This is a genomic window from Micromonospora aridisoli, assembly GCF_056150025.1.
Window position 1 is genome coordinate 315,336 of record NZ_JAXCFK010000008.1, and the last position, 14,649, is coordinate 329,984.

Consider the following 14,649-nt stretch of genomic DNA (forward strand, 5'->3'; position numbering starts at 1 on the left):
TGATGCTGGTGTCACCGTCGGGACCGACCCGCCCGGAGCGGGTGGCCCGGGGCGTGGAACTGCTCACCGGCTGGGGGCTGCGACCGGTGCTCGCACCCAACGCGTACGCCCGGCAGGGCTACCTGGCCGGCTCGGACGCGCTTCGGGCGGCCGACCTGAACACGGCGTTCGCCGATCCGCAGGTGCGCGGGGTCATCTGCACCCGGGGCGGTTACGGGGCGCAGCGGGTGGTGGACGCGATCGACATGACGGTGGTGCGCCGCGACCCGAAGGTGGTGGCCGGCTTCTCCGACATCACCGCGCTGCACTTCGCGCTCTGGCGGGGCGCCCGGCTGGCCGGGGTGCACGGGCCGGGAGCGGCCTGGCGCGACGAACGCACCCCGCTGGCCTCGGCCGAGTCCCTGCACGCGGCGCTGACCAGCGCCCGGCCGGTCACCGTCCGCGCCGTCGAGGACGAGGAGACCTTCGGCGTACGCGTCGCGGGCCGGGCCGCCGGCCCGCTACTGGGCGGCAACCTCTGCCTGGTCGTGGCGTCGCTGGGCACCCCGGACATGCCCGACCTGACCGGCGCGGTGCTGCTACTGGAGGACGTGCAGGAACCGCCGTACAAGGTCGACCGCATGCTCACCCAGCTGCGCCGGGCCGGCGCGCTGGACGGGCTGGCCGGGGTGGCGGTGGGCCAGTTCACCGACTGCGCCGACGGTTGGCCGGTCGGGGTGACCGACGTGCTCGCCGAACGCCTCGGCGACCTGGGGGTACCGGTGCTCGGCGGCCTGCCGATCGGCCACGGCCCCGGTCAGCTCACCGTTCCGGTGGGTACCCGGGCGACCCTCGACGCCGACGCCGGCACGCTGACCGTCACCTCCGCCGTCCGCTGATCCTCTGCTCCACACGTCCCTTCTCTGGTCGGGATTGCCAGCCTGGTCGGGATTGCCAGCTCGCTGACAGCTTCGCCACGGTCCACGCCCAGCCAGGCTCGTCACTGTCGGTCGCGTCATCGCACCACCGACGAGTTGGAGGACCGATGTCCCGCACGATTTCGAAGAAGCACCTGCTGGCCGGCCTGGCCACGGCGGGTGTGCTCGGCGTGGGGATCGCCGCTCCCACCGTGGCGTTCGCCGACGACAAGGCCACCCCGAGCGCCAGCGCGGGCGCGCCGGACCAGGGCGAGCGGCAGGAGCAGCGGGCCACGCGTCAGGCGGAGTTCGCCGAGGCGCTGGCCGAGGAGCTGGGCCTGCCGACCGAGCAGGTGACCGGGGCGCTGGAGAAGCTCCGCGAGCGGTACCAGCCGCAGGGCCGGGCCGGCGGCGAGGGCCACCGGGGCTTCCCGGGGCGCGGCGAGGGCCACATGGGCGAGCGGCGGACCCCGCCGTCGGCCGAGGAGCGCAAGGAGGCGCTGGCCGAGCGGCTGGCGCAGGCGGTCGAGGACGGCAAGCTGACCCAGGAACAGGCCGACGCCATCACCGCCGCCGTCGAGGCCGGTGTCCTCGGCGGCTGGGGCGGCCCGGGGCCGCGTGGCGGCGTGGGTGAGTCCGCCGGCAAGTGAGGCCCCGCCCCTCGGGCGTCTCACCCCTCGCGCGGCTCGCCCCTCAGGCGGCTCGCCCCTCAGGCGGCTCGCCCCTCAGGCGGCTCGCCAGATGCGGCATGTCGCGGTTTCCGCCGTCTGGGAAACCGCGACATGCCGCGAAGCACGGCGCGGAGCCCGGCCGTCGGCAACACGGCCCCGAACCCGGAGCCCGGCCGTCGGCCAAGGGGCCGGAACCCGGCCGGCGTAACGCAGCGCGGGGTCCGGCCGTCGGCCACGCGGGGTCCGGCCGTCGGCCACGCGGCCCGGAGGCTGGTCGCGGGCTGCGTCAGGCGATGCAGGCGCAGACGATGAGCGCGGCACCGAAGTGACTGGCGGCGCTGACCCGCGCCACCGGGTGCGGCTCGTCGGCGCAGATGACCTCGCCGAGCTTGCCCGGGGTGATCAGGTCCAGCACGAAGAAGGCCAGCGCCATGATGCCGAGACCGACCAGCCCGAAGACCACCGTCGAGGCCAGCCCCTTGGCGAAGTCGTGATAGCTGGTCAGGATCGCGGTGAAGACGATGCCGGCGACGCCGAGCTGGTTGGCGGCCAGCAGCAGGCCGGCGTTGGCGTTGCGGCGTACCCAGATCAGGTCCCGCAGCTTGCCCGGCGTGAGCAGGTCGACCAGGACGAAGCCGGCGGCCATCAGGCCGACCCCGACGACCCCGAACACCACGCTCTGCCAGGCTCCGCTGAGCAGATCCACCAGCACCGACTGCCTCCCGACCGTCTGCGGCCGGCGGACGCCGGCACGGTGATCGAGACGATAGCGGGAACGCGCAACGCTCCGCCGCCCGGCGGCGGGCCGTTCTCACGGGCCCGCCGGGGCGGTGGCTACAGCGACAGGTAGTGCTGACGCTCGTACGGGGTGACCTCCCGGCGGTACTGCTCCCACTCGGCGCGCTTGTTGCGCAGGAAGAAGTCGAAGACGTGCTCGCCGAGCACCTCGGCGACCAGCTCCGAACCGGCCATCACGTCGATCGCCTCGGCCAGGTTCTCCGGCAGGGGTTCGTACCCCATCGCCCGCCGCTCGGCGCTGGTCAGCGCCCACACGTCGTCCTCGGCGCCCGGCGGCAGCTCGTACCCCTCCTCGATGCCCTTCATCCCGGCGCCGAGCAGCACGGCGAAGGCGAGGTACGGGTTGGCGGCCGAGTCGGGCGAGCGGATCTCCACCCGGGCCGAGTTCGGCTTGCCGTACGCCGGGACGCGGACCAGCGCGGAGCGGTTCAGGTGCCCCCAGCAGACGTACGCGGGGCTCTCCGTGACCCGGTCCGGCAGCGCCTGCGGGAACAGCCGCTTGTACGAGTTGACCCACTGGTTGGTGACCGCGGTGTACTCGCGGGCGTGGGCCAGCAGCCCGGCGATGAACGCCCGGGCGACCTTGGACAGCTTCATCGGGTCGCTGGGGTCGTGGAACGCGTTGCGTTCCCCCTCGAACAGCGACAGGTGCGTGTGCATCCCGCTGCCCGGCTGGTCGGTGAAGGGCTTGGGCATGAAGGTGGCCTGTACGCCCGTGGAGAGCGCCACCTCCTTGACCACGTGCCGGAAGGTCATGATGTTGTCGGCGGTGGTCAGCGCGTCGGCGTAGCGCAGGTCGATCTCCTGCTGACCGGGGGCGACCTCGTGGTGGCTGAACTCGACCGAGATGCCGATCCGCTCCAGCGACAGCACCGCCTGACGGCGGAAGTCGCGCGCCACCGCGTGGGTGGTGTGTTCGAAGTAGCCGCCGGTGTCCACCGGCACCGGCACGCTGCCGTCCAGCGGCCCGTTCTCCAGCAGGAAGAACTCGATCTCCGGGTGGGTGTAGAAGGTGAACCCCTTCTCGGCCGCCCGGGACAGCGCCCGCCGCAGCACGTGGCGGGGATCGGCCCAGGAGGGGCCGCCGTCGGGCAGCAGGATGTCGCAGAACATCCGGGCGCTCTCGCCGCTGACCCCGCCCTCGAAGGGGAAGACCTGGAAGGTCGTCGGATCGGGCATGGCGACCATGTCCGACTCGAAGACCCGGGCGAAGCCCTCGATGGCCGAGCCGTCGAAGCCGATACCTTCCTCGAAGGCGGCCTCCAGTTCGGCGGGGGCGACGGACACGCTCTTGAGCGTGCCGAGCACGTCGGTGAACCACAGCCGGACGAAACGGATGTCCCGTTCTTCCAGCGTACGGAGGACGAACTCCTGCTGACGGTCCACTTCCCCAACCTTCCGCGACACGCTATGTCCGCCTTCGGCCGGACTCAGCCCGACCTGACCGACCAGTCTCCACCGACCCGATTACGCAGACGTTAACCGAACCGCGGCCGTTGCGTCCCGCCCAGTCCCGACCGGCGGTCCCGACCTCCCACCCGCTGTCACACGCCGACGTGTCGACCCTGTGCCGCTGGGGCAAGATGAGGACATGCCCACCCTGCGTCTCGCCCTGTGCCAGGTCAACCCCAGCGTCGGTGACCTCACCGGCAACGCCGCTCTCGTCCGCGCGTGGACCCGCCGGGCCGCCGAGGCCGGCGCCCAGCTCGTCCTCTTCCCGGAGATGATGCTGACCGGGTACCCGGTGGAGGATCTGGTCTTCCGTCAGTCCTTCGTGGCGGCGTCGCGGGCAACGCTCGGCCGGCTGGCCGCCGATCTCGCCGCCGACGGGCTGGGCGAGCTGCCGGTCGTGGTCGGCTATCTCGACGCCGACGGTCCGCCGCAGGTCAGCGCGGACGCCCAGCCGGGGCGGGGGGCACGCAACGCCGCGGCGCTGCTGCACCGTGGCGAGGTGATCGCCACCTACTTCAAGCATCACCTGCCCAACTACGGGGTCTTCGACGAGGACCGCTACTTCATGCCGGGCGACATGCTCACCGTGGTCCGCCTCGGTGGCGTGGACGTGGCGCTGACCATCTGCGAGGACCTGTGGCAGGCCGGCGGCCCGTTCGCCGCCGCCCGGCAGGCCGGGGTGGGGCTGGTAGTCAACATCAACGGCTCGCCGTACGAGCTGAACAAGGACGACGTGCGGCTGCCGCTGGTGCGTCGGCGCGCCGCCGAGGCCGGGGCCACCATCGCGTACGTCAACATGATCGGCGGTCAGGACGAGCTGGTCTTCGAGGGCGACTCGATGATCGTCGCGGCGGACGGGACGCTGCTGACCCGGGCACCGCAGTTCGTCACGCACCTGCTCGTGCACGACGTCGACCTGCCCACCGCCGAGGGCGACGTCGAGGACACGGACGGCGCTCAGATCGCCGACGGGTTGCGGGTGGTGCGCCGTACCGTCGAGGGGATCCCGCCCGCGCCCACCGGCCCGGCGGCCACCGGCGGCATCATCGAGCCGGTGGCCGACGAGGCCGAGGTGTGGCAGGCGCTGGTGCTCGGGCTGCGTGACTACGTCGAGAAGAACCGCTTTCCCTCGGTGGTGCTCGGGCTCTCCGGCGGCATCGACTCGGCGGTGGTCGCCGCCATCGCCGCCGACGCCCTCGGTGGCGACCGGGTGGTCGGGGTCTCCATGCCCAGCCAGCACTCCTCCGAGCACAGCCGCACCGACGCGGCGGACCTGGCCAAGCGCACCGGGCTGGACTACCGGGTGGAGCCGATCCAGCCGATGGTGGACACCTTCCTGGCGAACATGTCGCTGTCCGGGGTCGCGGTGGAGAACCTCCAGGCCCGGGTACGCGGCGTCATCCTGATGGCGTTGTCGAACCAGGAGGGCCACCTGGTGCTGACCACCGGCAACAAGAGCGAGCTGGCGGTCGGCTACTCGACCCTCTACGGCGATTCGGTCGGTGGCTTCAACCCGATCAAGGACGTGTGGAAGACCCTGGTCTGGCGGCTGGCCAAGTGGCGCAACGCCGAGGCGGCCCGACTGGGCCTGACCCCGCCGATTCCGGAAAACTCGATCGGCAAGCCGCCGAGCGCCGAGCTGAGCCCCGGTCAGATGGACAGCGACTCGCTGCCCGAGTACGACGTCCTCGACCCGATCCTGATCGGCTACATCGACGGTGACCTCGGCCGCGACGGCCTGATCACCTCCGGCCACGACCCGGCGGTGGTGGACAAGGTGCTGCGGTTGGTGGATACCGCCGAGTACAAGCGCCGCCAGTCGGCACCGGGTACGAAGATCTCGATGAAGGCGTTCGGACGGGACCGGCGGCTGCCGATCACCAATCGGTGGCGCGAGGACGGCTGACCGGGCTCTCAGCCCGTCGGCCCGGGCTGCCGGGCCGGAGTGACATCCTCCACTGCGCCCTGCCGCCGACCGCCCGGACGGTGGGACGATCGCGGCGGAACCCGGGGACCGCGTACGCGGCCTCGAGGAAGGAGAACGTCATGGTGGAATCCACTCCGGCCGAGGTGACCGCCCTCTACGGCGGCCCGGCCACCCGTCGCGTCCGCACCCGCGACCTGCTCGCCGCCAAGGAGCGCGGCGAGAAGTGGTCGATGCTCACCTCGTACGACCAGTACACGGCCTCGATCTTCGACGCCGCCGGTATCCCGGTGCTGCTGGTGGGTGACTCGGCGGCGAACAACGTGTTCGGCTACGAGACGACCCTGCCGGTGACCGCCGAGGAGTTGCTGCCGCTGGTGCGGGCGGTCGTCCGGGCCACCCGACAGACACTGGTCGTCGGCGACCTGCCCTTCGGGTCGTACGAGGAGGGCCCGACCCAGGCGCTGCGTACGGCCGTCCGGTTCATGAAGGAGAGCGGCTGCCACGCGGTCAAGCTGGAGGGCGGCCGGCGCTGCGCCGCGCAGATCGAGGCGATCGTCGGCGCCGGCATCCCGGTGATGGCGCACATCGGGTTCACGCCGCAGCGTGAGCACACTATCGGCGGGTACCGGGTGCAGGGCCGTGGCGAGGCCGCCGACGAGGTGCTGGCCGACGCCCGCGCGGTCGCCGCCGCCGGTGCCTTCGCGGTGGTGCTCGAGATGGTGCCCGGCGACGTGGCCAAGCAGGTCACCGCCGAGTTGCCGATCCCGACGGTGGGCATCGGCGCCGGACCGGACACCGACGCGCAGGTGCTGGTCTGGCAGGATATGGCGGGCCTGCGCACCGGCAAGGCACCCCGGTTCGTGAAGCGCTACGCCGCCCTGGCCGACACCCTCGACGAGGCGACCCGCCGCTTCGCCGACGAGGTCCGCGCCGGCCAGTTCCCCGCCGCCGAACACACCTTCTGACCCGTCCGCTGCTCGTCGGTTCGCGGCGGGACCGCAGGTGCCGGTCCCGCCGCTGCCGACGAATCACTGCGGCTGGACGACGTTCACCATCCACGGGATGCCGAACCTGTCCACACACATGCCGTACAGATCCCCCCACACCTGCTTCTCGAACGGCATCGTGACGGTGCCACCGTCGGACAACTTCTGCCATGCCTCCTCAAGACCCTCGCCCGGGTCTCCGCTCAGGCTGCAGGTGATGGTGTCGCCGGGGTTGTAGGGCATGCCGGGCGCGGTGTCGGAGGCCATCAGGGTGTAGCCCCGGTCGGTGGTGAGCATCGCGTGCATGACCTTGTCGGCGACGGCGGGATCGGACGTGCCGAACTCACCGAACGTGCTGATCCGCAACTGGCCGCCGAACACCGACTGGTAGAACTCCATCGCCTGGCGGGCGTCGCCGTTGAACGTGAGGTACGGGTTGAGCTGGGACGTCATGCCGGGACCCTCCTTGACAAGCTGACCGGTGACCGTCGGACGCTAACCCCGACCACCGACACCGGGGACGGCTTTCCGCACGATCCCCACCCCATCGGTGCTCCGCCGTTGCGCGGCTCGGCCCCCGACGCGGAGCCACGTGCCCGAACCCCGCGCGGAGCCGCGTGCCCGGCCACTCCGACTGCGCCGACGTGCCCCGGATTGACGACAGGCCCACGGGGCCGCGCACCTTCGGTGGACCGCTGGTCGTTACGCGACCACGCGGCAGGCGACCGGGGCGCAGCAGCCGCTCGCGGCTCGGGCAGGGATGGTGGGCGTATCCGGATCATCAGCTCGACGGTCAGGGCGGGTGCGTCCTGGACGCCGGATAGGGCGAGCGGGATTTTCCGGTAGCCGCTACGGTTCTCGCTCGTGAATCGGATCCGCTCTTCTTTCTCTGTCCTGGCCTGCGCCTCGATGCTGGCGTTGGCCGCCTGCGGTGGCGAGGAGGCGACCCCGACGGCCGAAGCTCCGCCGTCGGCCGCCGTGCCGTCCGCCACCGCCACCGCTCCCTCGCCCGCCCCGGCACCGCCCACCGATGACGCGGCGGACGCGGTGAGCGACAAGAAGCTCTGCCAGTCGGCGAAGCAGGCAAGCGACGAGATGCGGAAGAATCTCATCGCCGCGGTGAGTTCCGGTAGCGAGCCGTCACCGGCACTGTTCCAGAAGATCCTGTCCGGGTTGCAGAACGAGGTGACCCGGGTGGCAGCCACCGGCGCCACCGACAGCAAGGTGGTCGCCGCCTTGGAGCGGTTCGGCGCGGAGGCCGGCAAGGCCGCCAACGCCGCGGATCCGGCAACGGCCGCGGACAACCCGGCCTTCGAGAAGGCCGGTGCCTCTCTCAGCGCGGCATGCAGGTCGGCCGGCGTCAACGTCACCTTCTGACCGCCACCCGAGCCGAAAGCCACGTGATACCGGCCGGTGTCCCCGCCGTCACGAACTGATCGGCGGGGCACCGGGGCGGTGTGCGGTCACTGACGGTGCCACGGCTCGGCGGGCTGGCAGGCGGGGCCCGGGTCGCCGTAGACGAATCTGCCGGCCGGGTCGACATAGCAGCGACCCAGCTCGTCGAACGGTGTGAACAGCGGTCGCCGGTCGATCTCGACGCCGGCCCTGTCGTAGGCCACCAGATCCGCCTGCTCGTCTTCGCCGACGCCATCGGCGACCAGGCCGAACGCGCCACCCGCGACGCGGGCCGGCGTGATCCTGCCGTCGGTCTGTTGCAACACCAACCGGTCCACGCGGGCGCCGACCCGTCCGATCGCGACCACCTCGCCACCGTCGGGGTCGGTCGAGGTGAGCAGGAGCCGCTGCACGGGGCCGGGCAGCCACGCGCCGTGCCAGGTCGGATCGTCGACGGAGGTCGCCGCGCTTCCGGACAACGCCTGGTGGCGCGGACCCCAGAGGTCACAGGCGGCATAGTGGTCGTCGGTGAGGAACATCAACGCGGCGTGGTCGCCGTGTTCCACCGCGACCGCCAGGTCAGCCAGGGTCACCGACGCGCGGGCCGGCTCGTCACCGAGGGCCAGGCATCGCTCGGCCGACTGCCGCAGCGTCGGCGACAACTCGTCCGGCCCGAAGGCGAGGAACTGTGCTCCCCCGTCGCGATCGGGCGAGCTGACCAGCCCGACCGTGGCGACCACCACCGCGGCGACGAACGCGACGGCGATGCGGCGACGGACCGGCGACGGACTCGGCACCGATCTCGCCTCGGCCACCAGTCGCGTCCGCATCTCGACTGCCCTCCCGGCCGGCAGATCACGCTCGGCGGGCGGGCTGAACAGCTCGTTCATCGGTCCTCCACATCGAGAAGTTGGCGGGCCAGCCGAGCGCGAGCCCGGCTGACCCGGGAACGCACCGACCCCTCACTGATGCCGAGGGCGACCGCCGCGTCGGCGTAGGACACCCCCGACCACAGGCACAGCGCGACGGCCTCGCGCTCGGCACGCGGCAGCCGGCGCACCGCCGCCAGGATCGCTCCCATCCGCCGCTCGTCGTCGATCCGTCCGGCCGCGTCCTCGGCCACATCACCGTCCGTACCGCGCTCGGGCGGTACCCGGCGCAGCAGCGCGCGCCATCGCCGTGCCGCGCGGGATTCGCTGCGCGCGGTGTTGGTGGTGATGACGAGCAGCCAGGGCAGGATCGAGCCGTCGACCAGGCGGGCGACGTCGCGCCGACGCCAGGCGACCAGAAAGGCCGACTGGGTGATGTCCTCGGCCAGCGACCAGGAACCGGTGAGCCGGAACGCGTGGTTGTAGACGGTTCGCGCGTACCGGTCGAACAGTCGGGCGAAGCGCACCTCGTCGCCGGCCACCGCCGCCGACCACAACTCCTGATCGGTCGGCTCCATCTGGATCGTCACATCACACTATGGCCGGCAGGCCGGGCGGCGTTGCGTCGCCGGGACGTGCCGGCTCAGAGGTCGGTGACGCGGACGCCGGCGTGCGCCTTGTAGCGCTTGTTGATGGCGATCAGGTTGGCGGTGAACGCCTCGATCTGGTGGGCGTTGCGCAGCCGTCCGGCATAGATGCCGCGCATCCCGGGGATGTGGGCGGCGAGCGCGCCGACGATGCCGACCAGCTCCCGTTCCTCGGTGCAGATCAGCACGTCCAGCTCGATGCGGTCGATCTCGGGGTCGGCCAGCAGCGGGGCGCTGACGTGGTTGAACGCCGCGCAGACGCGGGAGTCGGGCAGCAACGCGGCGGCCTGCTGCACCGCGCTGCCCTCCGGCACGGGCAGTGCGTACGGGCCCTGCTTGTCGAAGCCGAGCGGGTTGACGCAGTCGACCACGATCTTGCCGGCGAGTGGTTCGGCGAGCGCACCGACCGTGGCGGCGTGCCCGTCCCAGGGCACCGCGATGATCACCACGTCGCTGCGCCGGGACACCTCGTCGTTGTCGGCACCGGTGACGCTGCCACCGGCCGGAACGCCGGGCAGGGCGGCGATCTCCTCGGCCGACTGGGCCGCCCGCTGCGCCGAGCGGGAACCGATCAGCACGGTCAGGCCGGCCCGGGCGAACCGGTAGGCGAGCCCTCGGCCCTGGTCGCCGGTGCCACCGATGATGCCGATGGTGAGGCCGGAAACGTCGGGCAGGGCGCTCGGGTCGTATGCCATGGTCGTCATCCTCGCAAATCCGCTGGCTGGCAGCAGCGACCGGCACTGTGACAAAGCCCGCTGCCGAGCCGGTCGCCCGGAATCGAACCGTCAGGCGAGTTCGAAGGCGACCGAGCGGGTGGCGGGATCGGCGGCGACCAGCCGGACCCGGACCCGGGTACCCAGCGGCAGCTCGCCGAGGCAGCGGGCGCGTACCGGCGGGTCGTCCAGGGCGACCGTACCGCCGGGTGGGCGGCCGGGACGGGCCTTGCCGTTCGCGGGTGCGTCGACGTCGAGCACGGCGGCGTCGAAGGTCTCGCCCACCCGATGGGCCAGCAGCACCGCCTCGGCCAGGTCGATCGCGCCCCGGCTCGCCGCGGACGCGGTGCGGTCCGTGGCCGCCATCACCGCGGGCAGCCGGGGCAACGCCGCGCGGGCCCAGTCGGGCACCTCACGGCCGTCGTGCAGGGCCAGGCAGATCTCCGTGGCGTACCGGTCGGCAAGTCGCCGCAGCGGCGCCGTGACATGGGCGTACGCGGCCGCGACCCCGCCGTGCGACGGCTGCTCCGGTGGCTCGCCGTCGAACGGGGTGTACGCCGCCGACCGCATCAGTTCGGCGGCCTGGTCGATGAACGCGGCGGCCCGCGGCTGGGCCGGGTCCAGCCGCAGCAGCAGCTCGCCGACGCCCACGTCGTCCGGCCAGTGCACGCCCAGCGGGGCGGCGGCGGCCCGCAGCCGCTGCACGGCCTCGGGCTTCGGCGCCGGCATCGTCCGTAGCAGCCCGATTCCACCGGCCAGCATCAGGTCGGCGGCGGCCATCCCGGTGAGCAGAGAGATCTGGGCATTGTGCTCCTCCATCGGCACCGGCGCCCGCAGCACGAGCCGCCAACCGTCGCCGTCGGCCTCCACGTCCTGCTCGGGGATCGGCAGGTTGACCGCTCCCCGACGCAGCCCTCGGGCGGTGAGGCGGGCACCGATCTCGGGCAGCAGGGCGATCGGCTCCGGCAACCGCCCCGCGTCGGCGTCGGCCTGCACCCCCGGATAGTCCAGCTGGGCCCGGCTGCGCACCAGCGCCCGCTGCACCTCCACCGCCGTGGTGCAACCGTCCGCGTCCAGGTCGATGGTCCACAGCACCGCCGCCCGGTCGACGTCGGGCAGCAGGCTCGCGGCTCCCTCACCGAGGGTGTGCGGGTGCAGCGGCACGTTGCCGTCGGGCAGGTACACGGTCTGCCCGCGGCGCCAGGTCTCCTCCTCCAGCGCGCCACCCGGGCGTACGTGGGCGGCGACGTCGGCTATGGCGTACCGCACCCGGTAGCCGCCACCGGCGCGGCGGCTGAGATGCATCGCCTGGTCCAGGTCCCGCGAGCCGGGCGGGTCGACCGTGACCAGCGGGATGTCCGTGCGGTCTACGCCCGGCCGGGGAGGTGCCGCGGCGGCTTCGTCGGCCTCCCGCTGTGCCGCCTCGGGGTAGACCTCCGGCAGGCCCAGTTCCCGGCGCAGCGCGCCGAAGTCGATGCGGGGCGCCAGGACGCGTCGGATGACCATGCGCCAATCCTGACAGCGCCGGGCACGTCGCGCTCTCCTCCGAGCGACGGGTCGTCGGCGTACCCCAGGTCAGCCGGCCGCCTTCCGCGCGGCGCCGGTCCGTCCGCTCGACGCGGCACGTCCGGTGCTCCTGGCGGCGGCCTTCTTCGCGGTGGCCTTCTTCGCCGGGGCCTTCTTCGCGGTGGCCTTCTTCGCTGGCGCCTTCTTCGCTGGCGCCTTCTTCGCGGCCGTCTTCTTCGCCGCTGCCGTGCGGGTCGCCGCCGACGTGCTCTTCCGGGCCGGTGCCTTCTTGGCTGCCGCCTTCGTCGTGGCGGCCTTCCTCGCCGGGGCCTTCGCCGTCGTCTTCCGCGCCGTGGTCGTGGTGCTCTTCCGCGCCGCCGCCTTCTTCACCGCCGACGTCGCGGTCTTCGCCGGTGCCTTGCGCGCCGCCGACGTGCTCCGCGTACCCGTCGCCTTCTTCGCGGGGGCGGTCTTGCGCGCCGGAGCCGCCTTCTTCGCGGGAGCCTTCGCCGCCGTGGCCCGCGCGGTCGTCGCCTTCTTCGCGGGGGCGGTCTTACGCGCCGGAGCCGCCTTCTTCGCGGGAGCCTTCGCCGCGGTGGCCCGCGCGGTCGTCGCCTTCTTCGCGGGGGCCTTCGCCGCGGTCGTGGTCCTGCGTGGGCCGGTCGCGGGCCGTGCCGACGCGGAGGTGGTTCTCGCGGCGGGTGCCTTCGTCGGCGCGGTCTTCGCCGACACCGTCTTCTTCGCCGGAGTCGCCTTCCTGGCGGCGGTCTTCCGCGTTGACGAGGTCGCCCTGGCTGCGGGTGCCGTGGCGGCGGCGCTCTTCGCCGCCGGAGTCCGCCCGGCGCCGCCGGTCGCCTTACGGGCGGCCGGCGCGGTACCGGAGGCGCGGCGGGTGGACGGGGTGCGGGCGAGGCCCGCGGTTCGTTCCGTCGCCGCGGTCTTCCTCGCGGGCGTGCGCTTCGCGGCCGGGCGGGTGGCCTGTTGTGCTTCGGCCATCTCGGTTCCCTTCATGGGGACGTGCTGCCGCCCTCGCGACGCACGCAGTGCCTCGGCGCGGGAGGCGTCCCGCGCCGTCTACCTGTCCTCCCCGGTCCAGCGGGCGTCCTCGGCCTCCCACGCCTCGTTGCGCTCCCGCACCGTCTGCAGGGCGTTCTCCGCGTCGGTGGCCGAGTCGTACGGTCCGAGAACGTGCCGGGCAGGGCACACGTCGGCACCGGTCTCGACCCGGTGGTGTCGCGTACACCAGTAGTAACGTCCACGTCCGCTGTCGCTCATGGCATCACTGTGCACCGGGAAACAACCGCCCGCCACCGGAACACCACAAGTCACCGGGCCCTTCCACAGTAGACGTGATCCTCCGGCAGCGGTCCTGAACTGCGAAAATCGACCTCCCGGCGGCTTTCGCCGGGTACCTCGCCGCGCTCCCGGCCACCGCGGCAAAGGGCTGCGCCGGCAAATGTCGATGATCCGAAAAGCCGCTGTCCGCGCGACGCCGGTTCCGCCAGAATCGGCGCCCGTGACCACGACAGCCTCAGCTGCGACCGGATGCCCGCGTTGCCACACCCCGACGATCACGGAGCTCGACGCCACCCCCTGGTGCCCGGCGTGCGAGTGGAACCTGGAGGCGTACGACGCGGGCCGGAGCCGCCCGGTGTTCGGTTGGGCCTGGGTCGACCGGCGGACGCACCGCCTGGCGTACCGGATGACGCGGGAGCAGTTCGACCGGCTGCTGGCACGGCCCATCGGAGCGACCGGTGCCGGGAGGGCGAGGCTGCTGACCGTCACGGCCTCGCTCCTGCTGCTCGCCGGAGTCGGCGCGCTCGCCGCGCTCGGCGCCTGGCTGACGCTACGGTCGTTCCCGAGCCTGACCCTGTTGCCCGGGCTCACGTTGCTCGGTTTCGCCTTCGTACTACGGCCACGGTTCGGCCGCCTCGACCCGGAACTGACGGTGCTGTCCCGGCAGCGGGCCCCGGAGCTTTTCGCACTCGTCGACGAGGTTGCCGCAGCACTCGGTACCCCGACGCCTCAGGTGATCGGTGTGGACGGCGACCTCAACGCGTACGCCGGTCAGATCGGGCTGCGGCAACGGCGGGTCCTCTGTCTCGGCCTGCCGTTCTGGGGCGCGCTCGGCCCCCAGGAGCGGGTGGCGTTGCTCGGCCACGAGCTGGGTCACTTCGTCAACGACGACCCGCGCCGGATGCTGCTCACCCAACCGGCGTTCCGGACCCTGGGCGAAGCCGCCGACCTGTTGCGCCCCATGGACGCGGGACACCGGGGCGGCATCCTGGAGCTGCTCGGTGCCGCGCTGGCCAAAATCTTCCTCGGCACCCTGTCCCGGCTGCTCGCCGCGGTCCACCTGGTCCTGCTCTGCGTCGTCCTGCGGGACAGCCAGCGCGCGGAGTATCTCGCGGACGAGATGTCCGCGACGGCCGCCGGATCAGACGGGGCGACCCGGCTGCTGGACCAGATGCTGCGGTCGGAGTCGCTGACGCTGGCCGTACGCCGGGAATCGCGGGCCGGGCACGGTCCCGCCCGGTGGCGGACCGCGGCGGCCGAGTCGCTCGCTGCGGCCGCGCACCGACTGCCGCACCTTCGGCAACTCTCCGTACGCGAGGAGGCGTCGCTGTTCGCCACCCACCCACCGGTCGGACTACGCCGGCAGATGGTGGCCGGCCGCCGTCGGCACGAGCCCAGGGTGGTGCTCACCGAGGCGCGCGCCGAGCGCATCGACGCCGAGTTGGCCGAGGAATACGAGCGGATCCGGCGCCAGATCAGTCTGTCCTGACCCG

The 14,649-nt window shown here is 72.6% G+C and carries 14 protein-coding genes; 7 read left to right on the forward strand and 7 right to left on the reverse strand.

The window, feature by feature from the left end:
* Positions 1-2: 2 nt before the first annotated feature.
* Both SM447_RS19165 and SM447_RS19170 read left to right on the forward strand, forming a co-directional pair.
* Positions 3-878, forward strand: coding sequence for a S66 peptidase family protein (locus SM447_RS19165; RefSeq protein ID WP_474574235.1), 876 nt, complete (start codon positions 3-5; stop codon positions 876-878).
* Positions 879-1,024: 146 nt separating this feature from the next.
* Positions 1,025-1,546: a hypothetical protein gene (locus SM447_RS19170; protein WP_474574185.1), complete on the forward strand. Its 522-nt coding sequence runs from the start codon at positions 1,025-1,027 to the stop codon at positions 1,544-1,546.
* A gap of 307 nt (positions 1,547-1,853) precedes the next feature.
* Here SM447_RS19170 and SM447_RS19175 read toward each other — a convergent pair whose 3' ends face one another.
* Positions 1,854-2,279: a DUF350 domain-containing protein gene (locus SM447_RS19175; RefSeq protein WP_474574186.1), complete on the reverse strand. Its 426-nt coding sequence runs from the start codon at positions 2,277-2,279 to the stop codon at positions 1,854-1,856.
* 122 nt (positions 2,280-2,401) lie between these two features.
* A complete protein-coding gene (gene glnA, locus SM447_RS19180; protein ID WP_474574187.1) occupies positions 2,402-3,751 on the reverse strand; it encodes a type I glutamate--ammonia ligase in 1,350 nt (449 codons plus the stop codon).
* Positions 3,752-3,956: 205 nt separating this feature from the next.
* On the opposite strand from glnA, the gene SM447_RS19185 reads away from it, so the two are divergent.
* The gene (locus tag SM447_RS19185; RefSeq protein WP_474574188.1) at positions 3,957-5,723 is read left to right on the forward strand and encodes an NAD+ synthase; all 1,767 of its coding nucleotides are present in this window, start codon (positions 3,957-3,959) and stop codon (positions 5,721-5,723) included.
* 140 nt (positions 5,724-5,863) lie between these two features.
* Positions 5,864-6,709, forward strand: a complete 846-nt coding sequence (gene panB / locus SM447_RS19190) for a 3-methyl-2-oxobutanoate hydroxymethyltransferase (RefSeq protein ID WP_474574189.1) — start codon at positions 5,864-5,866, stop codon at positions 6,707-6,709.
* A gap of 63 nt (positions 6,710-6,772) precedes the next feature.
* Here panB and SM447_RS19195 read toward each other — a convergent pair whose 3' ends face one another.
* The gene (locus SM447_RS19195) at positions 6,773-7,183 is read right to left on the reverse strand and encodes a VOC family protein (RefSeq protein WP_474574190.1); all 411 of its coding nucleotides are present in this window, start codon (positions 7,181-7,183) and stop codon (positions 6,773-6,775) included.
* Positions 7,184-7,594: 411 nt separating this feature from the next.
* Between SM447_RS19195 and SM447_RS19200 the strand changes: the two genes are divergently transcribed.
* Positions 7,595-8,107 carry a hypothetical protein gene (locus SM447_RS19200; RefSeq protein WP_474574191.1) on the forward strand — a complete coding sequence of 171 codons (513 nt, stop codon included), beginning with the start codon at positions 7,595-7,597 and terminating at the stop codon, positions 8,105-8,107.
* A gap of 86 nt (positions 8,108-8,193) precedes the next feature.
* On the opposite strand, the gene SM447_RS19205 is transcribed toward SM447_RS19200, so the two are convergent.
* The 4 genes from SM447_RS19205 to SM447_RS19220 form a co-directional block, all read right to left on the reverse strand.
* Positions 8,194-9,015, reverse strand: coding sequence for a hypothetical protein (locus SM447_RS19205; RefSeq protein ID WP_474574192.1), 822 nt, complete (start codon positions 9,013-9,015; stop codon positions 8,194-8,196).
* Entirely contained in the window at positions 9,012-9,572 is a 561-nt protein-coding gene (locus SM447_RS19210) for an RNA polymerase sigma factor (RefSeq protein WP_474574193.1), read from the reverse strand. Before SM447_RS19210 ends, SM447_RS19205 begins: the two co-directional genes overlap by 4 nt.
* Before the next feature lie 65 nt (positions 9,573-9,637).
* Entirely contained in the window at positions 9,638-10,336 is a 699-nt protein-coding gene (npdG, locus tag SM447_RS19215; RefSeq protein ID WP_474574194.1) for an NADPH-dependent F420 reductase, read from the reverse strand.
* Positions 10,337-10,426: 90 nt separating this feature from the next.
* Positions 10,427-11,860, reverse strand: coding sequence for an RNB domain-containing ribonuclease (locus SM447_RS19220; protein ID WP_474574195.1), 1,434 nt, complete (start codon positions 11,858-11,860; stop codon positions 10,427-10,429).
* Positions 11,861-11,984: 124 nt separating this feature from the next.
* Here SM447_RS19220 and SM447_RS19225 point away from each other — a divergent pair, with 124 nt between their 5' ends.
* Positions 11,985-13,109 (forward strand): hypothetical protein, encoded by a 1,125-nt coding sequence (locus tag SM447_RS19225; protein WP_474574196.1) that lies wholly within the window; start codon positions 11,985-11,987, stop codon positions 13,107-13,109.
* 267 nt (positions 13,110-13,376) lie between these two features.
* Positions 13,377-14,645, forward strand: coding sequence for a M48 family metallopeptidase (locus SM447_RS19230; RefSeq protein WP_474574197.1), 1,269 nt, complete (start codon positions 13,377-13,379; stop codon positions 14,643-14,645).
* The last annotated feature ends 4 nt before the right edge of the window (positions 14,646-14,649 follow it).

Coding starts and splice junctions, on each gene's coding strand:
- SM447_RS19205 (WP_474574192.1), bottom strand. CDS start 9,015: ATGAACGAGCTGTTCAGCCCGCCCGCCGAGCGTGATCTGCCGGCCGGG.
- SM447_RS19210 (WP_474574193.1), bottom strand. CDS start 9,572: ATGGAGCCGACCGATCAGGAGTTGTGGTCGGCGGCGGTGGCCGGCGAC.
- SM447_RS19220 (WP_474574195.1), bottom strand. CDS start 11,860: ATGGTCATCCGACGCGTCCTGGCGCCCCGCATCGACTTCGGCGCGCTG.
- npdG (WP_474574194.1), bottom strand. CDS start 10,336: ATGGCATACGACCCGAGCGCCCTGCCCGACGTTTCCGGCCTCACCATC.
- SM447_RS19165 (WP_474574235.1), top strand. CDS start 3: ATGCTGGTGTCACCGTCGGGACCGACCCGCCCGGAGCGGGTGGCCCGG.
- SM447_RS19185 (WP_474574188.1), top strand. CDS start 3,957: ATGCCCACCCTGCGTCTCGCCCTGTGCCAGGTCAACCCCAGCGTCGGT.
- SM447_RS19170 (WP_474574185.1), top strand. CDS start 1,025: ATGTCCCGCACGATTTCGAAGAAGCACCTGCTGGCCGGCCTGGCCACG.
- panB (WP_474574189.1), top strand. CDS start 5,864: ATGGTGGAATCCACTCCGGCCGAGGTGACCGCCCTCTACGGCGGCCCG.
- SM447_RS19195 (WP_474574190.1), bottom strand. CDS start 7,183: ATGACGTCCCAGCTCAACCCGTACCTCACGTTCAACGGCGACGCCCGC.